Origin of the sequence: Pedobacter changchengzhani, from assembly GCF_004354365.1 — a bacterium.
In the GTDB taxonomy this organism is placed as follows: Bacteria; Bacteroidota; Bacteroidia; order Sphingobacteriales; family Sphingobacteriaceae; genus Pedobacter; species Pedobacter changchengzhani.
This window is the reverse complement of record NZ_SJCY01000003.1, coordinates 211,430-234,836: the sequence shown is the minus strand read 5'-3', so window position 1 is coordinate 234,836 and position 23,407 is coordinate 211,430. Positions and strand designations below refer to the sequence as shown.

Genomic DNA, 23,407 nt, shown 5'->3' with positions numbered 1-23,407 from the left:
CGATATTCCTTTACGTATGCTCAATTTCTCAAGCCTTCACTTCAATCCAACCTTTTTACAACATTAAAACATTTCAACATCAAAATATCCCAACAATCTCTGTAAATTTGGCACATGGCAAAAATATCAATTAACCTTGCTACAGGTTCGTTTCAAAAGGAAGAAATTATAGTCGGTATCGATTTAGGTACAACCAATAGTTTGGTGGCTTTCATCAATCCCGATAAAAATCCACAGGTAATAAACGACATGGGCAAAGGCTTATTGGTACCATCTGTGGTGCATTTCAACAGTCAAAACGAAGCCATTGTTGGTAACGAGGCCAAAGAATTTTTAACAACCGATCCTGCAAATACCATTTTTTCGGTTAAAAGATTATTAGGGCGTTCGTATAACGATGTTGCCGACCATTCTACCATTTTTTCTTACAAAATAATTGATGATGATACCGATGCGTTGGTCAAAATTAAAGCCGGAAATCGCTTTTACACCCCGATTGAATTATCAGCAGAGATTTTAAAAGAACTTAAAACCCGGGCCGAACATGCACTTAAAACGCCAGTAAATAGAGCGGTAATTACCGTTCCGGCATACTTTAACGATAGTCAACGCCAAGCCACACGCGATGCAGGCAAACTTGCCGGTTTAGATGTAATGCGTATTGTAAACGAACCAACCGCAGCAAGTTTAGCGTACGGAATTGGCTTAGATCCATCGCAACAAAAAACCATTGCCGTTTACGATTTAGGTGGTGGTACTTTTGATGTATCTATTCTTCAAATCCAGAACGGAATTTTTGAGGTTTTGGCCACAAATGGAAATACATATTTAGGTGGCGATGATTTTGATAGGGCCATTTTAAACCATTGGATTGAAAAAAATAACTTAGATATTAAGATAATTGCCGAAGATAATATTTTGATGCAAACCTTGCGCTTACAGGCCGAATCGGCAAAGAAAGCATTGTCTTCTCAAAATCTCTACAACGAAAAAGTTGGCGAAATTTGGTGCACCTTAGATAAGCAAACGTTCGAGCAATTGATAGCTGCGCAGGTTGAAGAAACCATTACCGCTTGTAAAAACGCATTAAAAGATGCTAACTTATCTGCAAACGATATCGACGAAGTGATTCTAGTTGGCGGTTCTACACGTACGCCTTTTGTAAAACAACAGGTCGAAAAATTCTTTGGCAAAACCCCTCAAGATAACATCAATCCCGATGAAGTTGTGGCACTTGGTGCGGCCATTCAGGCTGATGTTTTGGCTGGAAACCGATCGGATATTTTGTTGTTGGATGTAACTCCACTATCTTTAGGTATCGAAACAATGGGCGGTTTAATGGATGTAATTATTGCTCGCAACAGTAAAATCCCCACAAAAGCCGGTCGCCAATATACCACTTCTATTGATGGGCAAGTGAATATGAAAATCTCCGTTTACCAAGGCGAACGCGATTTAATTAAAGAAAACCGCAAACTTGCGGAGTTCGATTTAAGAGGCATTCCGGCCATGCCCGCAGGTTTACCGAAAGTAGATATTAACTTTTTGCTAAATGCCGATGGAATTTTAACCGTTCAAGCCATCGAGTTGCGTTCGGGCGTAAAACAAGAAATTGAAATCACGCCAAGCTACGGTTTGAGCGATGACACGGTTGAAAAAATGCTTATCGACAGCATCACCTATGCCAAAAGCGATGTAGAACAACGTATGTTAATCGAAGCCAGAAGCGAAGGCGAGCAGTTGCGTTATACTGCAGAACGTTTCATCGAAAAACATGTAGAACATTTAACCGAAGAGGAGATTACCCAAACTAAAGTTTATATAAATGCTTTGAGCGATGCTTTAGCAACTGCGGATAAAGATACCATTCTTAAGAAAAATGATGAATTGAACGAATTTACGCGTCCGTTTGCCGAGCGTGTGATGGATGCAGCAATTTCTACCGCCATGAAGGGAAAGAAGATAGAATAAATTGGCAAGTTGAAGATGGCGATAATCGGTGAAAACAAGCTTTTTTCATAATATTTAGAAAACCAAGTACAGAAGCATTTTAGTTATAGCAGTCCCGCTTTTTGTTCCAACAAAAGTAGAAAAAGCTTTTGGTTTCCACTGCAATCGGGTTTATTTTACTCTGGCAAATCTTAATAAACTTGGGTTGCATTTAGGTAATTCCATTCAAAAAAATGTTATCTTCAAACAATTTGGCAATTCATATTTTTTAATTCTTTCCAATGCTTAGTAAACTAAAAGTAAAGGATAACAAAAATCTTAGTTTCATCATCGTTCCATTTTGCATATTTCCCTTAATATTTTTCGGCATAGCAGGAGTTTTTAAGGTTAGTTATTTAGTCTCTTCTATAATTATGATTTTTCTATTTGCCATTTATATGGTATTCATTTTAAAGCACATAAAATCTCAAGAAGATGTTTATGCTATAATTGCAGACGAAACTGAAATCACATTCATAAAAAAGGGCACTCATAAATGGGCTGAAATCGAAAGTGTTAAAGCTATCTCCATTTATAGTAGGTACAAGCCTAAACTCTTATTGATTACTTTGAAAAATGGAAATTATTTCAAAATCAATGTAACAAACTTTGATTATACTAATGATGATCTTGAAGTGATCTGTAAAAATTTGGGTAAATTAGAAAATTAAAGAAAAAGTATCAACAATAAGATTAAGCGAATTTAGGAAGGCAATTTCAACAACTTTTCATAATCTAATCAATTAAATTAACTAACCTTAACTGCTTTACAAAATTTCATTCCTATATTTATTACTGGGTACACTTTTTGTGTATATTAGAAAAGGATACAACAAACAACTAAAAATACTGAATGAATAATTCTGAACAATTGAACTTGCTTTTAATTAAGTTAGAGAATTTATTACTTAGGCAACAAGGTTTCGAATCTGAAATTGAAACATTAAGAAATCAAGTCCGCCAATTACAATCTGGCGGTGCGCCCATTCCGGCAGTACAAAAGCCCATAGAACAAAAGCCATTGGTTGTTTTTCCTGAGCGGAATACACCACCTAGCTTTGCAAATCAAAATACGCCTCCGCCAGTTATTGCACCTCCTACTTTCGCTCAACCTGCACAACAGCCAACTTTTACAAATCAGTTTAAGAGAGAAAACTTAGGAAAGTCTAGCTTCGAAAAGTTTATTGGCGAAAACCTAATCAACAAAATTGGTATCTTAATTTTGATTATCGGCGTAGCAATTGGCGCCAATTATGCCATTGAAAACGGAATGGTTAGTCCGCTTACTAGAATTATACTTGGTTACCTAGTTGGTGCTGGCTTAATGGGTTTTGCAATAAAACTTAAAGCAAAATACGAAAGTTTTTCTGCAGTTTTATTGAGCGGTGCAATTGCCATAATGTATTTTATTACCTATGCGGCGTTCGATTTTTACAAGTTAATTCCGCAGGCCATGGCTTTTACGCTCATGGTAATTTTTACATCATTTACAATTGTCGCCGCCATTAAATACAATAAACAGGTTATTGCACACATTGGCTTAGTTGGTGCTTACGCAGTACCCTTTCTATTAAGCAATGGGTCTGGACAGGCCGGCGTACTGTTTACGTACATAGCGATTATTAACATTGGCATTTTAATTTTAAGCTTTAAAAAATATTGGAAACCGTTATTCTATGCTTCTTTTGGTTTGACGTGGATCATTTTTTTAGCGTGGCGATTAGATTTACCATCCGATAACAATTTCTTCAGTCTCTCTTTACTTTTCTCAACACTATTTTTCTTTATTTTCTACATCACAAATTTAGCTTACAAAGTATCTAAAAAAGAGGTTTTTGGCTTAAGTGATGTTGTGTTACTACTCTTAAATTCATTCATTTATTACGGCATTGGCTATTTCATTTTAGCCGATAACAAACATAGCGTTGAACTTTTAGGATTATTTACCCTAGCCAATGCGGTGGTCCATTTTGTAGTGGCTGTAATTATTTATAAGCGCAAACTTGCAGATAGAAACCTATTTTATTTGATTTTGGCAATGGTGATTACTTTTATAACCATGGCAGTACCGGTACAATTAGATGGCGGTTGGGTAACTATTTTCTGGACAGTTGAGGCTGCCGTATTATTCTATTTGGCGCGGGTTAAAAATATCGCCATTTACGAAAAGCTTTCTTTCCCGCTCATCTTTTTAGCTTTCTTCAGTTTAGCACAAGATTGGTTAAGCTATGCCGACTATTACGGCAACGTTCCGATTGTAAAACCCATTTTAAATGTCGGTTTTTTAACCGGCTGTATATTTATTGCATCATTTATTTGGATGTTGAAAATCAGTAGTAAAGAAACAGAAAAACCTGCTGAATGGATTTGGATCAGACAAATTTTAACTTACGCAATTCCATCTATTTTAGTGTTTGTAACCTACATTACCTTTAGTATAGAAATTGCGAAACATTTTAACAACCTTTTCGAACTCACTAAAATTAATACAACGCCAAATGCGAAAGCCGAATTTGCAAACTTTGTCTATAACTACAATTATGAAAAGTTAAAAACTGCTTTGATTTTTATTTACACACTGTTTTTCGTGTCCGCTTTAACCATTTTAAACCTCAAAAAATTAAGAAATAACGAACTTGCTTTAGCAAATGTTGCATTAAACTTATTGGTTATTGTTGCGTTTTTAACATTCGGATTATGGAATTTAAGCGAATTGAGAGACGCATATAAATATGCAGATAGCTCGTTATCCTTAAATCAATCGGGTTATAAAGAAGTTGTATATTTTAAAAATGGTGCAATTAACATTTACATCAGGTATATTTCCATTGCCTTTCTTGGTCTGTTAGTTTGGAGTTTTTACAAGCTTTCCAAATCAGATTTATTAAAAAAATGGCCAAAAACAGCTTTCGATTATATTTTCTATATCACTTTATTATGGATTTTAAGCAGTGAGCTGGTAAACGTAGTTTCGCTGAGCTATTTAGAGGGAAGCTATAAATTAGGACTCAGTGTTTTATGGGGTGCATTTTCTTTATTCCTAATCTGCATTGGATTATGGAAGAACAAGAAACACTTGCGTATTGGTGCAATAATTTTGTTCGCCATAACGCTAATTAAATTATTTATTTACGATGTTTCCTATTTAGATACGATTGCTAAAACTGCGTTATTTATATTTTTAGGCGTATTGCTACTTTTCATTTCTTTCTTATACAACAAATACAAACATTTAATTATCGAAAATGCAGATGCTGAAGATTAGACTCCTCTCCCTATTAATAATCGGATTTGTGGGTGTTCAAGCGCAAACAAAATCTTATAAATTTAAACGAGAAATAACTGGCGTTCAGTCAGTTTGGCATACCATGAAACTGCCCGACGACTTGTATAAACACCAAAGTGCTGATTTTGCAGATTTAAGAATCTTCGGCATAAAAGGAAAGGATACAACCGAAGTACCTTATATTTTAAAGCAGGGAAAAGATAAAATCACCAATAAATCCATTGATTTTAAACAGATTAATCAAAGCGAAAATAGCACTGGTTATTTTTATACCTTTCAATTAAAAGAAGCGAGTATTATTAATCAGATTGATTTAGATTTTAACCAAATTAATTTCGATTGGCGGGTAATGCTAGAAGGTAGTAATGACAATACAAACTGGTTTTCCATTTTGAAAAATTACCGCATTTTAGGCATTAAAAACAACGATACGGATTATAAATTTTCTAAATTATCATTCCCCGATTCTAAATACCAATACTTTAGAATTGCCATTAAAAGCGATTTAAAACCTGAAAATTTAGAGGCTAAAATTTCTAAAATGGATACGGTGAGCGGCAATGCCGAGAAGATTAATTATACTTCTTATAATTTATTTAACGATGTTGCCGCTCAAAGAAGTTCCATTGAGATTGCATTGAAAAACGCATCTCCTATTTCCAGTTTAAAGTTAAATGTAGAAAGTGATTTCGATTTTTACCGAAATATAAAAATTAGATATGCTACTGAAAGTTTCGAATCTGAGAAAGGCACTCAATATAATTTCATGCCACTTTATGAGGGTACTTTAAGTTCTTTAGAGAAAACACAGTTTAACTTCCCGAATACGATTGTAAAGTTTCTAAGAATAGATATTCAGAACAATGACAACAAACCCTTACGCTTTAAAGGTGTTGAACTTTTTGGCAGCAGTTATGAAATAATTGCCCGTTTTGATGATTTAGATTCAAAATACGCCTTGTATTACGATAACCCAAATGCAGATAACCCCAACTATGAAATAACTAATTTCGAAAATAAAATTCCTAGTAATTTAACGCAAATAAATATAGGAAAAGAAGAAAAAAATCCGTCGTATTCTATCGTAATAGAAAAACCACTATTTGAGAATAAAAGTTGGCTTTGGGCTTTAATGGGAATAATAATCTTTGTTTTAGGATGGTTCTCTTTTAAAATGCTGAGGGATTAACAATGGGTATGCTAAATAAATTATTTGAGACAAATGATGAGCCAATCGAAACCAATCAAGATTTCTGGAGTTGGTTCGTTAAGAACGAAAAAACTTTCTTTAAAGTGGTTAAAGAACGTGGCGATTTTGAAAAAAAATTCTTTAGTAAATTATCTCCTAAATTAGCAGAATTAAGGGCTGGATATTTTTTTCTCACCGGCATGGTGAACGATAACACCGCAGAATTAGTGTTTACTGCCGATGGCGCAATAGCTAATTTTGTTTTTGTAGAGGAACTTGTTGCATCAGCGCCAAAATTAGATGGCTGGATATTTACAGCGCTAAAACCTGCGTTAGATATCGAAAACGTTAACATTATAATGGCTGGATATGAATTTAATAAAGAAAACTTAAGCTTTTATTACGCCGAAGATTCAGAATATCCAGACGAAATTAATTTATCCATTGTAAACGATAATTTTAACGAACAAAATAGAGACATAGTCACAAACGGGACTTATATTTTTCTTGATAACTATTTAGGAGAACTCAATTTTGCTTCTACAATTGATAATTTGGAAGTTATTGGTAAAGATAAAGTCCAGAAAGAACTAATACCGATTGAGAAACTAAAAGATTTTTTAATTTGGCGTGAAAAGGAATTTGTCGAAAAATATATCGGCATTAAACACCATACTGAAAATGACAGCCATAATATGTTGGAGGGAACTTTAGAAAATGGAAACCCACTTTTAGCGCTTGTAAATTCCGACTTACTAAAATGGGATTCGAAAGCATCACATCCTTGGATTTTATGCATTGAGGTTAAATATAGTGCCGACGAAAATGGCCTGCCTGATAAAAAGAATTATCAATTGTTAAATGATTTGGAAGATAAAATTTTACTGTCATTAAAAGATTCGGAAGGTTACCTTAACATTGGAAGGGAAACCGCAGAAGGAATTAGAGAAATCTTTTTCGCATGCAAAGATTTCAGAAAACCATCGAAATTAATGAGCGAAATAAAAAAGTCATCAGCTTTAGAAATAGCTTACAAAATCTACAAGGATAAATATTGGCAGTCATTTAATAGATTTATCCAAAACTAACATTTATCAAAATACATAATCATTTTAACCTGTAAAGTTCCTTTCATTAAACTAATTTAATGAAAGAAGATTGCTTCCCTACTTTGAAAACCCAATAGTTTAATTTGTAATTTTATTTTAATTTAAAGTATCCGATAGCTATCTGATTCGAGCACCCTACTATCTGGCTGTTAATAAGTTGAAAATTTTAAAAACCCATTAAATCGGATATTTTCTAAAAATAAATACCAGATTAACCAAAGCTTTCCCTATCTTCAATTATGAAAAGATTAACGATTATAACTGCGTTGATCATCCCTACCATTTTCTGTACGTCTTGGGGCTTTTTTGCGCATCAGCGGATTAATCACTTAGCCGTGTTTACCTTACCCAATGGCATGATTGGTTTCTATAAAAAGAACGTCAAGTACATAACTGAACATGCCGTTGATCCCGATAAACGAAGGTACGCCGACACATTAGAAGCACCACGACATTATTTAGATGTAGAAAATTACGAAAAAAATATAGATTCGATACCCGAAAAATGGGATAATGCTTTAAAAAAATACGGTCAAAAGAAACTAAGCGAAAACGGAATTGTACCTTGGCAAATTCAGCGCAGTTATTTTGCCTTAGTAAAAGCTTTTAAAACGCACGATTCGTTGCGTATATTGAAAATATCTGCAGAGCTTGGCCATTACATTGCAGATGCTCACGTTCCACTGCACACCACGAGTAATCACAATGGTCAACTAACCAATCAGGTTGGCATACATGCTTTCTGGGAAAGTCGTTTACCCGAATTATTCTCCAATAATTACAATTACATTGTTGGCAGAGCAACTTACATAGAAAACCCGCTAAAAGAAGCTTGGAAAATTGTAAAACATACAAACACATTGGTAGATACTGTTTTAAATTTCGAAGCCAACCTTAACGCTTCATTTCCTTCAGATCAAAAATATAGTTTCTCTGAAAGGAACAATGTGGTGCTAAAACAATACTCTTTAGCCTATTCAAAGGCATACCACGATAAAATGGATAGCATGGTAGAAAGGCAAATGCGTTCTTCAATACTCAAAATTGGCTGTTTTTGGTTCTCGGCTTGGGTAGATGCTGGTCAACCTGTTTTAAAAAACTTGGTTAAAACAGACCTTGATCCCGAAGAGCGGAAAGAAAATCTTGAGATTGAAAATAAATTTATAAAAGGAAAAGTTATCGGTAGGGAAATTTAGCGGTTCAGTTTTAGGTTGATTAGCACACTCAACTATATACTCATCCAATAAATAAGTAATGTGCGTAAAATTAATCCTTTTTTGTTTCAGCTTCAATCTGCTTTTCAATCGGTTTTTTAGTAAACATCGATTTTAAAGCTGCATAAACTACTGGAAGAAAAGTCCCTATCGCAATAACCAATACTAATATTTCAAAATTCTTCTCTACAAAAGGGATTTTGCCTAACAAATAGCCAGCAAATAATAAACTGGTAATCCATGCAATACCACCAACTACATTATAATAGGTAAACTTACCGAACGACATTCTGGCAGCGCCTGCTACAAATGGTGCAATCGTTCTCACAATAGGTAAAAAACGACTAAAAACAATCGCTTTAGCACCATGTTTTTCAAAATATTCGTGAGATTGATGGTAATATTTTAATTTCAGAATTTTATTATCCTCTTTAAAAACTTTTATTCCAAAGTACTTTCCTAAATGATAATTAAGCGAATTACCGGTAATTGCCGCTATAATCAGCAAAACCAACATTACCCAAATATTTAACCCAGTGCCTTCGCCTGCAACTAATGCACCAACAGCAAATAACATCGAATCGCCAGGCAAAAAAGGTGTAACCACAAAGCCAGTCTCGGCAAAAATGATAATAAACAAGATTAAGTAAGTCCAGGTTTTATAATCCTGCATAATCTGCTCTAAAGTAGCTTTAGTATTGGTAAGAAGTTGTAATAATAAATCGAAAAATTCCAAAGTGTATGTAGTTTGATTAATAAAAGTATAAATATAATTAGGATTATGGGTGCAAACTTCCCTTCGTGACTTAATTATTAGAAATTAAGCGTTCTTTAAGTTTGCCAATATTGGTGCCATCTATTAAAATGGTGAAAATTTTACCTTTACTAAAATTAGATGCACTAATGGAGTCAACTACACCAACAGAATCGACTAAATTTAAATACAATTTATTTTTGACGGCAAAGTTTAAAAACAGATAATCTGATTTTTCGCCATACCCCAAAGTTTTAGTAAAAGTTTTTAAGCTGTCGCGAACAACAACTCTCGATTTTAAGGTATAACCCAAGTTTACAAACAGTAGTTTGGTTTTAGCCGTATCAATCGTTAAATCCTCCTTTATAACAAATAACGAAGAATCATTTACATTCGTTTTAGTGTAAAATACAGAATAGTTTTTTCCAATTTCTACCGACAAATCGCCCGTAGTGTGTGGGTCGTTTGCGTTTACATCCTTTACAAAAACTTTAAAAGTTTGGTTACCCGGTGCAATTAAATACTGCGTATTTGCACCGTACCGTACGCCAAATTTATCTACATAAGCATTGTTGCCATCGGTAGTTAAACTGCCATTTATAGAAAATATTTGGGGTGAAGAACCAATCACGTTATTAAAAAACCTTATTTTAGCGTCTCCCTCAATTAAGTTTTTATTTTTAAAACACGAGCTAAGCAATAAAATACAGCCAATTATGAACAGTAGTTTTAAATATAGACGATTAGGTTTGCGCATAAAAAATCAAATTTCCTTTTACAAAGGTAATGGTAAAAACCTTTAATTAGGCGTTAATTAAAAAATGGATTAACCTTTAAAAAAGTAAAACACCATTTATATGGGCTCGAAGTTTGCAATCAAACGCTAATCTTTAAAATTGATTGCTATAAATATTCAAAAAAAATGGCTTAGTTAAAACCAAGCCATTTTAAATTTAAGTTATTTTTAAAAGTTATAGGCTATATGAGTAAACTCAAAACCCACAACTCGTAATTTGTAGCACTAATAGCTATTATTCAGCATTACTGGCATAACCAACATTAAAACATCTTCGTTTTCATCGTTTGTTTGAGGGATTAACAAACCCGCTCTATTTGGTGTAGAAAGTTCGAGTGTTACTTCATCGCCACTAATGTTACCAAGCATCTCTATTAAAAAACGGGCGTTAAACCCAATTTCTAAGTCCTCGCCATCATATTGACAGCTTAAACGTTCGTGTGCCTCGTTAGCAAAATCTAAATCTTCTGATGAAATATTTAGCTCGCTGCCATTAATTTTAAGTCTAACTTGGTGTGTGGTTTTATTAGCAAAAATAACCACCCTGCGCAACGTATTTAAAAACAAACTGCGATCAATAACCAATTTATTTGGATTATTTGTAGGAATAACGGCCTCATAATCAGGATAGCGCTCATCTATCAAACGACAAACTAAATTGATGTTTTCGAACTTAAAGAAAGCACTGGTAGCATTATAATCTACTGAAACATTAATATCAGTTGATGGTAAAGCGGCCTTTAAAAGCGTTAAAGCTTTTTTTGGCAAAATGAACGAAGTTGCCTTATCAGCCTTGCTATCCATACGGCGGTAACGAACCAATTTATGTGCATCTGTTGCCACAAAAGTAATGTGCTCTGGCGAAAGCTGACAGAAAACGCCAGTCATTGCTGGGCGCAACTCATCGTTACTTACTGCAAAAATTGTTTTTGTAATTGCCTCTGTTAAAACCGATGCCGGCAAATTAACCGATGAAGCATTTTCTACAACAGGTATTTTTGGAAAATCATCTCCGTTTTCGCCACTCAATTTGTATTTACCATCTCCGGCACTAATCTCAATTGCGAACGTAGTGTCATCAATATTAAAAGCAATAGGTTGATCGGGAAGTGTTTTCAAAGTATCCAATAATATTTTTGATGGTACGGCAACTTTTCCTTCTTCCTTTGATTCTACAGCCAAAGCAGTAGTCATGCTCGTTTGTAAATCCGTAGCAGAAATAGTTAGGTTTCCATCTTTTATTTCGAATAAAAAATTTTCCAATATAGGTAAAACTGTACTGCTGCTCGATGCACCATTTACAGTTAGTAAGTGTTTTAATAGCGTTGATGTGGATACTATAAATCTCATGTTATCAGTTTATCTTCAAAAATATAAAAATTATCTGGCGTACTTGTACTTACGGCGATAATGTTGAAAAATTGCAAACAATATTAACAATAGCAAAGGCGCTACTATATTTACAAATTGCCATTTTGTTTTTTCTAACTTTACTTTGGCCCTATCTAATAGCCTTATTTTAACCTCTTTATTTCGCAGTGCGATTAAATTATCGGCATCCGTAAAATAATCGGCAATATTTAACAAAAAAGCCTTATTTCCAAAAGTTTTTTGTGTGTAACGATCAAATCCCAAGGGCAATGGCGAGCCATCTTTAGCTACTACCTGGTTTTTAAAAATATCGCCATCTCCAATAACCAGCAATTTTGTAGTGTCGCTAATGCTTTTGTTGGTATATGGCTGATCAATTCCTGCTGGCAATGGCCTACCCTCAAATACAGAAACAAAGTTTCCTTCTAACAAAACTGCAGCGTTTTGTGGCTTATTTAAAAATGATTTTGGATCAGGTTGTTCGGCTACCATTTGCAAGCTAAACAATTTTGGCACATTAAATACTTTATTAAAGCTCGAAGTTTTCAAAATATATGTTTTTACAACGTTTTTAGCGCCAATTGTATCTACTGTACTGGCAAACTCGGCTTTAATACCATCTAAATTTTTAACTAATGTGCTTATCGTATCGGCCTGTAAAATAGGGTAGTACAACCAAGGTGCAAGTTGAATTTGTCCGGCTCCGCCACCCGTAGCAACCGGAATTTCGGCACAGTTTGCATCGGCAATAACATTATAATTTATCCGTGCGCCGTACATAAATAGCATATCGTCTAAATTGAGCTTATTGTTAAAAACCATTTGGTCGCTATTGCCACGCAAACTATCTAAATCGGCGCTTACTTGGTCTAAGCTAAAAACTACTCGTCCACCATTTAACACAAAATAATTAATTTTATATTTTTCAGTTTCGGTAAAAGGAATTGTAGGCTTAGCAATAATCATTAATTTCAGTTTATCTAAACCAGCTTTATCGATTGTTTTTAAGTTTATTCTACCAACCTCATAACTATTAGAAAGGGTGTGCATGGCATCATAAAGTTGTAAATCAGAAAGTTCGCCGTTTGATTCTGTAAAACCAATCCGCGGATTACTTCCATTAATTACTTTCTTTATGCTCGATGTAAAAGTATATTCTAAATTTTCGATGGAGCGATTAATGTTTTCTTCATAATTACCGCCTGCTTGTAAATTTTGAAACAGTTTTACTGGTATTTGTTTCCCATCACTCTCTATCATTGCCATAGGAAAAACCAGTTTTTGAGTTAAACCATTATCTGTTTTAACACTTAAATTTGTGGCTTCGATACCATTTTGATAAAGATTATTAACCACGGTATCTTGCTGTGCACCATTTAAATCTGCAAGTGGATCTACAAAAACTACTTTTATTTCGACACTAGAATATGCCTTATAATCTGCAAGCAAATCTTTTACACTGGCTTGCAAACGCTTAAAAGCTGGTGGCAATTCGCCATTCAAAAAAACAGTTATTAAAATTGGCTTTTTATTTTTAAGCAATAAATCTTTAGTTTTCTGCGTCAGCGTAAATCGTTTATCTTTAGTAAAATCGAAACGGTGGTAAAAATACTGACCAACTACATTCAAAACAATTAAACCAATGATCACGGCAATAGCGCCTAGCCACTTTTTACTCTTCAACATTATTTGCGTCCTCCCATGGTTAGCTTGGTTAATAATAAAAAGAATGCAGCAAAGCTGATGAAGTAGATTAAATCTCTGGTATCTAAAACGCCTCTGCTAATGGATAAGTAATGTTCGTTAATACCTAAATTTACAATGGTGCTTTCAAAACTTTGTAGTGAAATAATTTTGCTGATGGAATCAAATCCGCTGAAAGCGAAGAAACTTAAAAACACAGCTACTGCAAATGCAATAACTTGGTTTTTAGTAAGCGATGAAGCAAAAATACCGATTGCAGTAAAAGCACTTCCCAACAAAAATAATCCTAAATAAGAACCAATTACTGCACCAGAATCTATATTCCCGGTAGGATAGCCCAATTGATAAACCGAGTAAAAATACACCAAAGTGGGAATTAATGAGAAAAGTACAATGACTAAACTGGCCAAATATTTGGCGCCGATAATTTGCCAAAGTGTTACGGGTTTAGTAATTAGCAATTCAAAAGTGCCTTCTTTGCGTTCTTCGGCAAATAAACGCATGGTTATTGCAGGTATTAAAAACATAAAAAGATAAGGCGCTAAGTTGAAAAAACCGCTCAATTCGGCGTAACCGTATTCTAAAACGGAAGTATCGGGAAAAAACCACAACAGCAAACTTGAAACCAGTAAAAAAACGCCAATGGTAATGTAGGCTACCATTGAGTTTAAAAAACTAAATAATTCTCTCTTAAAAACTGCGTACATGTGCTATTAAAATATGAATAAGGTATGCGTAAAAGTTAGTTTCCAAAAACATATCCAAACCTCAATCCAATATAACCGAAACTTGAATAACTTTTATTCAGTTGAGTATTTTGCACCGTTGTAGTTTGTGCTTCGTACCTTAAACTAAAATCGAGTTTATTGCCACTCTGTGTTGTTAAAAACGTACCTAAACCAGGCGACCAAGCAAAAGCTGTTTTGGAATCGCCACTTACTGGAAATGAGGTACCAACTTGCCCTTCGAAATAAGAATTTTCGCTCGGATGATACTTTACGCCCAAACGCACGGGCAAATATGTTAAATTTTGCGATCTAATACCCAAAAATTTCTTGCCCAAAAAGTTAGTTAAACTTCCGGTAGCTGTGATGGAAAACTTTTGCGATAAGCCCAGCTCGCCCTTAACATATCCTCCAAAACCAATAATTACGATGTTTGATGCGTTACCTGATGGAATATTAATTTCTGGCCCAACGCTGATATTTTTATGTTGCGAGTAAGCTTTAAAACCAAATACTAAAAATAGGAGAATCAAAAATTTTGCTTTCATGTATTTAATCTAAAGTCAGTTTTTTAAAAATTTCTTCTAATGATAAAGGATAATGCGTTTCTTTTAAATCTTCTAACGAAGTGTTTGCAACCAACTTCCCATTGTTAATGATGATAATATCGTCGCAAATAGCCTCAACTTCTTGCATAATATGGGTAGAAAGCACCACTGTTTTTTCTTTCCCGAGCGATTTTATAAGCGCTCTAATATCAACCAATTGGTTAGGATCTAATCCAGATGTCGGTTCATCCAATATCAAAACCTGCGGATTATGGATAATGGCCTGCGCTAAACCTACTCTTTGCCGATAGCCTTTACTTAGCATGCTGATTTTTTTATGTTGCTGTGGCGTTAAACCAACGCGCTTAACCACATCATTTATGGTATTAACTAAATTTTTTAATCCGTAAGTCTCACCCACAAATTCTAAAAATTCTTTAACATACATATCTGTATATAAAGGGGTGTTTTCTGGCAAATAGCCAATTTTTTGCTTTGTCGTAACGGGATTAGAAAGTATGTTTTCATTACAGATTGAAATTTCCCCGGCAGTAGGTGCTAAAAATCCGGTAAGCATTCGCATTGTTGTAGATTTACCTGCACCATTTGGTCCTAAAAAACCTAAAATCCTGCCCGGCTTCGCCTCAAAACTTATAAGGTCAACCGCCTTCTGCTTATCGAAATGTTTAGACAAATTTTTGACCGAAATACTCATTTTTGTTGTTTGGTTGGGTTTTTAGTTGTTGGGTGGTTAGTTTGTTGGTCAACTTCTCGACTTTCTGTCTTCGGTACCTTTCCAACTTTCGGTCTTTCTGACTTACTGACTCTCAGACTTACTGACTTCCTTCAATACCAAACCCTTATTATACCTAAATTTATTTAATTGATCAGTAGTTTGTTTTAAATTATCACCCGATAAAATATCAGCGCCATCATTTACTAAATTGTAATACACTCTTTTATCAGGGTTGGCTTTTGAGCTTTTATCAATATTACCCATTGTACCTAAAATGGTGGTAATTCCTTTATCATGCAAAAACTTATAAAATTCTTTGTTTGGTGCGCTAACGCCAACAAAAGCTACAATTCTATTATTCGGGATACCCAAATCATTCAATCTTTTTAGTTCTGCTTTCTTTTGTACCGAGGCAGAAATCATTAAATCTGGTGCAAGCCTGTAAACTTCTTGCGCTTGATTGGCAGTATAGGTAATTATAATTGAGCAATTCTCTACATTATATTGCCTTACTTTTTCAATTACTTTACTATACGGAACGCCCTTTTTTAAATCGATTGTTAACAAAACCTTTCCTTTTGCCCAACTTAACACACTATCTAACGTCGGAATTTTAAAATTGGTTTCCTTCCCATCGTTATCTTTCAAATTAAATTTTTGCAACTCTTGATAAGTGTAATTTCCTATCGGACCTTTGCCAGTGGATGTGCGATCTAAATTATCATCGTGCATAATAACCATTACCGAATCCTTGCTAAATGCAATATCAAATTCTATTACAACCGGCTGAAAGGTAGTTGCATTTTGAAAAGTTTCGATACAATTTTCAGGAAAACCTGGCATTGGTCCTCCCCTGTGCGCACTAAATAATGGATAACGCTTTTCTGGCGACCAGTTTAAAAAACTTTGCAGTTGATTAACTGATTCGAAATTTATATAATGATGAACTTTTACATCGCGCTTACACGATGAGAAGAACAGCATAATAGAACAAAATAATATTACCAAAAATTTCATCTTCCAAAAATAGATTAATTTGGTTAATTGTACACGCCAAAACATTAAACTATGTTATAATTTTAAGAATGACTCGGTCGGCTACACTAATTAGCCAAAAAAATAATTTTTAAAGCTTGTTGATTACACTAACCTTTAAATAAAATGGAAAGCTAATTGTCGGTCTCCTCGCCTGCTTTAACCTATATATAAAGCTTATAAAAAATTATGTTAAAAATTGTTAACGGCTTGATGGGACTGAAATGCTTTGCATAGCTTAGCGCCCAATTGTTTTATTATTGATGTTATCGTATTATTAATTATCTTTGCAGCATGTTTAAAGTTAAACACTTAATTATTTTAGTATTTATTGCCACTTTGGGTTTAACCGCTTGTAAAAGTCGGTTCGAAAAACTTAGAGCCAGTAATGATGTTGCTAAAAAATATCAAGAAGCCCTTCGTTTGTACAACAAAAAAGATTATAGCAAGGCATTAGTGCTTTTTGAAGATCTTTCTCAAAAATACCGTGGCCGTGCAGAGGCTGAAGATTTGAACTATTATTACGCATATACCCTTTATCGTTTAGGCGATTATACCACTGCAAGATATCAATTTAAAAGCTTCGCCGATACTTATCCTGCGAGTAGAAATGCAGAGGAAGCTAGATATATGGGCGCTTATTGCTATTATTTAGATTCTCCAATTTTCTCATTAGATCAAGAAAATACCTATAAGGCGATTGATGCCTTGCAACTGTTCATCAACTTATATCCTACTAGCGAGCGCGCAACTTCGGCAAGTAAATACATTGCCGATTTAAGGGGAAAATTGGAAGATAAAGCATTTGAAAATGCAAAACTTTATTTAACCACCGGACCAAGTAATGTTGATAATTACCGATCGGCAGTTATTGCACTTAAAAATGCACAACGTGATTATCCAGATATTAAATATGCCGAGGAAATGGACTATTTAATGATTAAAGCGCAATATTTGTACGCAAAAAATAGTTATATTGTTCGTCAAGAAGATCGTTACAATGAAGCGAGTGCACTTTATGCGGAGTTTACCGAAAATCATCCTGAAAGCAAATTTATGAAAGATGCGAAACAGTTAAAGCAGGATATTGATAATGGCCTAATCATAACTAAAAAAGAGTTAGCAGATTACGCCATGCAAGAAGCTAAATACAAAGAGATGCTAAAAAGCGACTCTAAAACTAAAGATACTACAGTTCAAACACTGAAATAAAACAATTAACACATGAATACTAACAAACCTGCTGTACCTAATACAACGATTACAAGAAACGTACACGATTTAGATAGAACTACTGATAACTTATATGAATCTTTAGTGGTTATTGCAAAACGGGCAAATCAGATTTCGAATAACCTGAAAGAGGAATTGCACGGTAAACTTGCAGAATTTGCTTCGAGTAACGATAATTTAGAAGAGATTTTCGAAAATCGCGAGCAGATTGAAATAAGCAAGCACTATGAGCGCATGCCTAAGCCAGTTTTAGTAGCAATTGATGAATTTTTGAATGACAAAATTTATCACAGAAATCCAGCTAAAGAACAAAAAGCTTAAAATGAACTATTTGGCTTTGGCCAAATTTATTCTCTTGCTCAAAAAACTTTAGTAACTGAGCTATGCTTAAAAATAAAAACATTATCCTTGGCGTTTGCGGCAGTATCGCAGCTTATAAATCGGCCTTTTTGGTTAGACTTTTAGTGAAAGCTGGTGCAAACGTTAAGGTTATACTTACCCCCGATGGTGCAAATTTCATTACACCATTAACCCTTGCGACACTTTCTAAAAACCCTGTTTTTACACAATATTTTGAGGCAGAAACTGGCGTATGGAGTAATCACGTTGAATTAGGCCTATGGGCTGATTTAATTATTATTGCACCAATTAGCGCAAATACATTGGCAAAATTAGCTAGCGGTATTTGCGATAATCTTTTAACCGCAGTTTATCTTTCGGCTAAGTGTCCCGTTTATGTAGCGCCAGCGATGGATTTAGACATGTGGAAACATGAAAGCACACAAACAAACATTACAAAAATTACCAGTTTTGGTAATGCAGTAATTTCGCCGACAAGTGGCGAGCTAGCGAGTGGCCTATTTGGCGAAGGCCGTATGGCTGAACCCGAAGAAATTATTAGCTTTCTTGATGAAACCTTGAAACGGAATGCACCACTTTTTGGCAAAAAAGCATTGGTTACAGCTGGGCCAACCTACGAAGCAATTGATCCTGTACGTTTTATAGGCAACCATTCTTCTGGAAAAATGGGTTTCGCCGTTGCAGATGAGCTAGCAAATTTGGGCGCAGAAGTAACACTTGTTGCAGGTCCATCGTATCAAAAAGCACAATCGCAGTTGCAAAGAATTGATGTAACCAGCGCAGAAGAGATGTTTAATGCATGCAGTAAAGTTTTTACAGTTGCAGACATTACAGTAATGTGTGCTGCTGTTGCCGATTATAAACCCAAAATAGTTGCCACCCAAAAAATAAAAAAACAGGATGCAAACTTCAACATCGAATTAGAAAAAACAATCGATATTTTGGCTACATTGGGGCAACGCAAAAATAAAAGTCAAATTTTGGTAGGCTTTGCGTTAGAAACCAATGATGAAGCGCATTATGCCAAAAGTAAGCTACAAAAGAAGAATCTTGATTTAATAGTGCTAAATTCTTTAAATGACGAAGGTGCTGGTTTTAAATCAGACACCAACAAAATTACTATTTTTAACAAAGCATTTGAAAGCACTACTTTTGAGGTGAAAAATAAAACCGAAGTGGCAAAAGATATTTGTAATGCTATTTTAAAACTCTTAAAATGATAAAAAAAATTGCGTGTTTATTGTTGTTATGCTTTGCTTTTGTGCAGTTAAATGCCCAAGAATTAAATGCAAGGGTTCAAGTTTTGGCGCCACAGGTTTCTAACCTAAATAAATCTTCGATAGAAGCTTTGCAGAAAACGATCCGCGATTTTTTAAATAACAATAAATTCACTACAGAAAGCTATCAACCACAAGAACGTATTGATTGCAATTTCATCATTACCATAAATAATTGGGATGGTGGCTCGGGCTATGTTGCAGATGCACAAATTCAAAGTAGCAGACCCGTATTTAATAGTTCGTACAACAGTACGATGATTAATACGACCGATAAAAACTTCGATTTTAGTTATAATGATGGTTCTACGATCGATTATTCTGAACAAAATTATGTATCCAATATAAGTGCATTGCTTACCTATTATGCTTACACCATTATTGGCTTAGACAAAGATAGCTTTAGCAATTTGGGTGGAACTGCTTATTTTAAAAAAGCAAAAAACATTATAAATTTAGCGCAAACATCTTCCAATGCTGGTTGGAAAGCTGCAGACGGATTGAGAAACCGTTTTTGGTTTAACGAAAATGTTTTAAATCCATCATTTGTTGAGTTGAGAAAATTCATTTATGAATACCATAAAAACGGCTTGGATCAACTTACTGATAACAATAAAGGATTGAGCAAAATTGTAGCCGCTTTGCCCGCATTAGAACAGATGGATAAGCAAAAGTTAGGCTCAATATTTCCAAATGTATATTTCGCCTCTAAGGCAGATGAAGTGACCAATATCCTTTCGAAATTGAATCCTCAAGAAAAAATTAAAGCATACAACATGCTTACCGAAATTGATCCTGCAAATATTGGGAAATATGAAGGCTTAAAGAAAAATTAATCCTTTGTTTTCATTTTCTTTGCTATTTTCTTAAATGCTGACAATGAACAGCATCTTGATGAATTAACTTTTTAGTATTTTAGCGTCTTCTATGCTACAAAAACTTTCTATACGCAATTACGCCCTAATCGATAGTCTTGATATTGAATTTGATAAAGGTTTAAATATCATCACTGGCGAAACTGGTGCTGGAAAATCGATCATTCTGGGTGCATTATCGCTAATTTTAGGGCAACGGGCAGAAAGTAAATATTTCTTTAACCAAGATAAAAAATGTGTAATCGAAGGTTCGTTTTTGTTACTTGATGATCGTTTGAAAACTTTTTTTGAAGAAAATGATGTTGACTTTTTAAACGAAAGTACGCTTCGGCGCGAAATTTCTAGTGATGGAAAAACAAGATCGTTTATTAATGATACCCCTGTAAATTTATCAATACTAAAACAAATTGGGGAAAAATTAATTGATATTCATTCTCAACACGCCACACAGGAGATTAACGATACAGAATTTCAACTGTTAATTGTAGATTCTTTAGCCAATCATACTACACTTCTTTCTACCTACCGCAACGGTTTCAAAAAGCTTAAACAAGAGAGCAGCAAACTGAAGAAATTAATTGAGGATGCAAATGAAGCGAGAAGCAAGCAAGATTATGAACAATTTTTATTTAATGAGTTAGAGCAAGCGCATTTAACAGCGCATGAGCAGGAAGATTTGGAGCAAGAACTCGAGCGGTTAACACACGCAGAAACAATAAAACGGGCATTATTAACGGCATCAGGATTATTGTTAGATAGCGAACCTTCTGCCATACAAATGCTAAAAGAAGCACAACTACAGTTACAGGCAATTGAAAGATTCGACCCCGCAATTAATACACTTTTTGAAAGGCTACGCTCTTCAATCATCGAGATTAATGATGTTGCTGCCGAAGTTTCGACAATAGAAGCCGATACTTTACATAGCGCCGAACGTTTAGAGGCTACTAACCAACGTTTGGATCTGTTATATTCTTTACAACAAAAACATAGAGTTGCAAACAACACAGGTTTAATTGAACTGAAAGAACAATTAGAAAACAATTTAAACAAACTTCTGAGTAGCGATGAAAGTATAGAAAGGTTGCAAAAAGACATCGAAAAACTTAGGGCATCACTTACAAAGCAAGCAAATGAATTAAGCTTAAACCGTAAAAAAGCAATAAAAGTTGTAGAGGAACAAACTGCCGATACTTTAAAAAAAGTAGGGATGCCGAGTGCAAAATTAGTACTTTCTCAAAAGGTAGGGCAAGAATTAGATAAAAATGGCTTAGATGAAATTACCTTGTTGTTTACCGCCAACGCCGGGCAAACACCTGCACCAGTTAATAAGGTAGCATCAGGAGGAGAATTATCAAGATTAATGTTAGCTATTAAAACGCTACTGGCAAAACATACTTCATTACCTACAATAATTTTCGATGAAATAGACACCGGAATATCTGGCGAAACTGCACTTAAAGTTGGCGAGGTAATTGCCAAACTTGGTAAAAATATGCAAGTAATTTCTATTACGCACTTACCGCAAATTGCAGCAAAAGGAGAATCGCATTATTTTGTATATAAAAATGAAGATGGAGGCAAAACAACCACTGGTATTAAAAAACTTAAGCAAGAAGAAAGAATTGGTATTATTGCAGAAATGTTGAGTGGCAAAAACCCAGGACTATCTGCAATAGAAAATGCGAAGGAGTTGTTGGGGTAAATACTAATATAAATCTCTTAGCACCTGAAAAAAATTAAACCACAAAAAGCACCAAGAACACAGAAGTTTTGCGGTTTAAAGAATTGGATAAGCATGGAGATTGTAGCTGTTATGTGTTTTTATTCGCTCTTTTTTGTACCTTTTGTGGTTGAAAAAAGCATTCCAATTTTTGTGATGTACTAAACCAGAATCTACAAAACCCTTAAATGTTAAAAAAGCTTAAAAACACCAAAACTATAATTTAAAAGCTACGCATTTATTACATTAGCACCCATGACTAAAAACTGGCTCATTGTCCTCGTCGTCTTATTTTTAGGTGTTCAGGCGCACGCTCAAAACACTTTCTCTATTAGTGGAATAGTCCGCGATAAAAAAGGCAACTTACCCGGCGCTGCAATTTACCTCAGCGGGTACAAAATTGCAACAGTTGCCGATAATGGCGGTAAATTTATAATCAATAATTTAAGACCAGGTAATTACGATTTGCTCGTTCAAATGGTTGGCTATTTGCCTTTCTCTAAAAATGTAGTCATTTCAGATAAATCGGTCGAGGTTACTTTGGTTTTAAAAGAAAATGTTGTTCGGCTTAATGAAGTGGTAATACGCGCTGATCCAAATAGAGAAAGGTATATTAGAGTATTTAAAGCTTATTTTATTGGTTTAACTGAAAACGCTAAGGACTGTAAAATAATGAACCCTAATATTTTGAGGGTTGATTTTGATAGGGATAGTGGCATTCTTACAGTTAAAACAGATGATGACTTTCTAGTAATTAATAATAAAGCGTTAGGCTATAAAATTAAATACCTAATCAAACTATTTCAATACAATGATATAACGAAAGTGGTTTACTATGAGGGATACCCTTACTACGAAGATATGTCAGGATCAGACAATCAAAAGAGAAGATGGGCTGCAAAAAGATTAAAAGCCTTCAGAGGTTCTCCACAACATTTTTATCGATCACTTTTTAATAATACCTCAAAAGAAGAAGGATTTATTATTAACAAACTGATTTTAAACCAAACAATTGAAGATCAAATTGATAGCTTAGCAGATACTAATTTAGGTCTTTTAACTTCTCCTAAATTAATCTATCCAGGCGCAAAAAAATCCAATTTACTTGGAAATGCAACCCCACCTAACACAATATTTAAAGGTAGTGAAGGTAATGGTGTGTTAGATCTAGCTGAGGTTTTACCTGATACGTTAGTACATGTTTATAGTAATCAAGCCAAGAAAATCGATTTTACCAATATTTTATACATCATTTACACTAAAGAACTAGAAAGCAAACAGTATAAAAAAATGATAGTTAATCCGTTTCTACGGCCTCCCAGCCTTCGTAATGTGCAAATTTCATTGTTAAAGATGTTAGTAGCTCCAATTTATTTTTACGAAAATGGGGGCATATTTAATCCAAGAAGTTCGCGTCATTCGGGTTATTGGGCTTGGGAAAAAATTGCAGATAGTTTACCGCTTGATTATATGCCTTAAAAAA

At 34.5% G+C, this 23,407-nt stretch carries 20 protein-coding genes; 12 read left to right on the top strand and 8 right to left on the bottom strand.

What is annotated here, in order from left to right; all coding sequences use genetic code 11:
- The first annotated feature begins 114 nt into the window (after nt 1-114).
- The 6 genes from hscA to EZJ43_RS06055 all read left to right on the top strand — a co-directional run bounded on the left by hscA (nt 115) and on the right by EZJ43_RS06055 (nt 8,769).
- Nucleotides 115-1,971: a Fe-S protein assembly chaperone HscA gene (gene hscA, locus EZJ43_RS06080; protein ID WP_133261792.1), complete on the top strand. Its 1,857-nt coding sequence runs from the start codon at nt 115-117 to the stop codon at nt 1,969-1,971.
- 260 nt (nt 1,972-2,231) lie between these two features.
- Nucleotides 2,232-2,660: a hypothetical protein gene (locus tag EZJ43_RS06075; RefSeq protein WP_133261791.1), complete on the top strand. Its 429-nt coding sequence runs from the start codon at nt 2,232-2,234 to the stop codon at nt 2,658-2,660.
- A 182-nt stretch (nt 2,661-2,842) separates the two neighbouring features.
- Nucleotides 2,843-5,254, top strand: a complete 2,412-nt coding sequence (locus tag EZJ43_RS06070) for a DUF2339 domain-containing protein (protein WP_133261790.1) — start codon at nt 2,843-2,845, stop codon at nt 5,252-5,254.
- Nucleotides 5,241-6,464: a DUF3999 domain-containing protein gene (locus EZJ43_RS06065; protein ID WP_133261789.1), complete on the top strand. Its 1,224-nt coding sequence runs from the start codon at nt 5,241-5,243 to the stop codon at nt 6,462-6,464. Before EZJ43_RS06070 ends, EZJ43_RS06065 begins: the two co-directional genes overlap by 14 nt.
- A gap of 8 nt (nt 6,465-6,472) precedes the next feature.
- Nucleotides 6,473-7,552 (top strand): DUF695 domain-containing protein, encoded by a 1,080-nt coding sequence (locus EZJ43_RS06060; RefSeq protein ID WP_243718048.1) that lies wholly within the window; start codon nt 6,473-6,475, stop codon nt 7,550-7,552.
- A gap of 260 nt (nt 7,553-7,812) precedes the next feature.
- Nucleotides 7,813-8,769, top strand: coding sequence for a zinc dependent phospholipase C family protein (locus EZJ43_RS06055; RefSeq protein WP_133261787.1), 957 nt, complete (start codon nt 7,813-7,815; stop codon nt 8,767-8,769).
- Nucleotides 8,770-8,839: 70 nt separating this feature from the next.
- Here EZJ43_RS06055 and EZJ43_RS06050 read toward each other — a convergent pair whose 3' ends face one another.
- From EZJ43_RS06050 to EZJ43_RS06015, 8 genes are all read right to left on the bottom strand, one after another.
- Nucleotides 8,840-9,523, bottom strand: a complete 684-nt coding sequence (locus EZJ43_RS06050) for a VTT domain-containing protein (RefSeq protein WP_394343219.1) — start codon at nt 9,521-9,523, stop codon at nt 8,840-8,842.
- 70 nt (nt 9,524-9,593) lie between these two features.
- Nucleotides 9,594-10,172 carry a DUF4397 domain-containing protein gene (locus EZJ43_RS06045; protein WP_133261786.1) on the bottom strand — a complete coding sequence of 193 codons (579 nt, stop codon included), beginning with the start codon at nt 10,170-10,172 and terminating at the stop codon, nt 9,594-9,596.
- A gap of 390 nt (nt 10,173-10,562) precedes the next feature.
- Nucleotides 10,563-11,687, bottom strand: coding sequence for a DNA polymerase III subunit beta (gene dnaN / locus EZJ43_RS06040; protein WP_133261785.1), 1,125 nt, complete (start codon nt 11,685-11,687; stop codon nt 10,563-10,565).
- A 30-nt stretch (nt 11,688-11,717) separates the two neighbouring features.
- Nucleotides 11,718-13,394 (bottom strand): gliding motility-associated ABC transporter substrate-binding protein GldG, encoded by a 1,677-nt coding sequence (gene gldG, locus EZJ43_RS06035; protein ID WP_133261784.1) that lies wholly within the window; start codon nt 13,392-13,394, stop codon nt 11,718-11,720.
- Nucleotides 13,394-14,119: a gliding motility-associated ABC transporter permease subunit GldF gene (gene gldF / locus EZJ43_RS06030; RefSeq protein WP_133261783.1), complete on the bottom strand. Its 726-nt coding sequence runs from the start codon at nt 14,117-14,119 to the stop codon at nt 13,394-13,396. Before gldF ends, gldG begins: the two co-directional genes overlap by 1 nt.
- Nucleotides 14,120-14,154: 35 nt before the next feature.
- Nucleotides 14,155-14,685, bottom strand: a complete 531-nt coding sequence (locus tag EZJ43_RS06025) for a hypothetical protein (protein WP_133261782.1) — start codon at nt 14,683-14,685, stop codon at nt 14,155-14,157.
- Nucleotides 14,686-14,689: 4 nt separating this feature from the next.
- Nucleotides 14,690-15,400, bottom strand: a complete 711-nt coding sequence (locus EZJ43_RS06020) for an ATP-binding cassette domain-containing protein (RefSeq protein WP_133261781.1) — start codon at nt 15,398-15,400, stop codon at nt 14,690-14,692.
- Between the two features lie 102 nt (nt 15,401-15,502).
- Nucleotides 15,503-16,438, bottom strand: a complete 936-nt coding sequence (locus EZJ43_RS06015; RefSeq protein WP_133261780.1) for a glycerophosphodiester phosphodiesterase family protein — start codon at nt 16,436-16,438, stop codon at nt 15,503-15,505.
- A gap of 312 nt (nt 16,439-16,750) precedes the next feature.
- Between EZJ43_RS06015 and EZJ43_RS06010 the strand changes: the two genes are divergently transcribed.
- From EZJ43_RS06010 to EZJ43_RS05985, 6 genes are all read left to right on the top strand, one after another.
- Nucleotides 16,751-17,668: an outer membrane protein assembly factor BamD gene (locus tag EZJ43_RS06010; protein WP_133261779.1), complete on the top strand. Its 918-nt coding sequence runs from the start codon at nt 16,751-16,753 to the stop codon at nt 17,666-17,668.
- 12 nt (nt 17,669-17,680) lie between these two features.
- On the top strand, nt 17,681-18,010 hold the full coding sequence (locus tag EZJ43_RS06005) for a DNA-directed RNA polymerase subunit omega (protein ID WP_133261778.1): 330 nt from the start codon (nt 17,681-17,683) through the stop codon (nt 18,008-18,010).
- 62 nt (nt 18,011-18,072) lie between these two features.
- Nucleotides 18,073-19,269, top strand: a complete 1,197-nt coding sequence (gene coaBC / locus EZJ43_RS06000) for a bifunctional phosphopantothenoylcysteine decarboxylase/phosphopantothenate--cysteine ligase CoaBC (RefSeq protein WP_133261777.1) — start codon at nt 18,073-18,075, stop codon at nt 19,267-19,269.
- Nucleotides 19,266-20,162 carry a type IX secretion system protein PorD gene (gene porD / locus EZJ43_RS05995; protein WP_133261776.1) on the top strand — a complete coding sequence of 299 codons (897 nt, stop codon included), beginning with the start codon at nt 19,266-19,268 and terminating at the stop codon, nt 20,160-20,162. Before coaBC ends, porD begins: the two co-directional genes overlap by 4 nt.
- Before the next feature lie 91 nt (nt 20,163-20,253).
- Nucleotides 20,254-21,906, top strand: a complete 1,653-nt coding sequence (gene recN / locus EZJ43_RS05990; RefSeq protein ID WP_133261775.1) for a DNA repair protein RecN — start codon at nt 20,254-20,256, stop codon at nt 21,904-21,906.
- A gap of 273 nt (nt 21,907-22,179) precedes the next feature.
- Nucleotides 22,180-23,403 (top strand): carboxypeptidase-like regulatory domain-containing protein, encoded by a 1,224-nt coding sequence (locus tag EZJ43_RS05985; RefSeq protein WP_133261774.1) that lies wholly within the window; start codon nt 22,180-22,182, stop codon nt 23,401-23,403.
- The last annotated feature ends 4 nt before the right edge of the window (nt 23,404-23,407 follow it).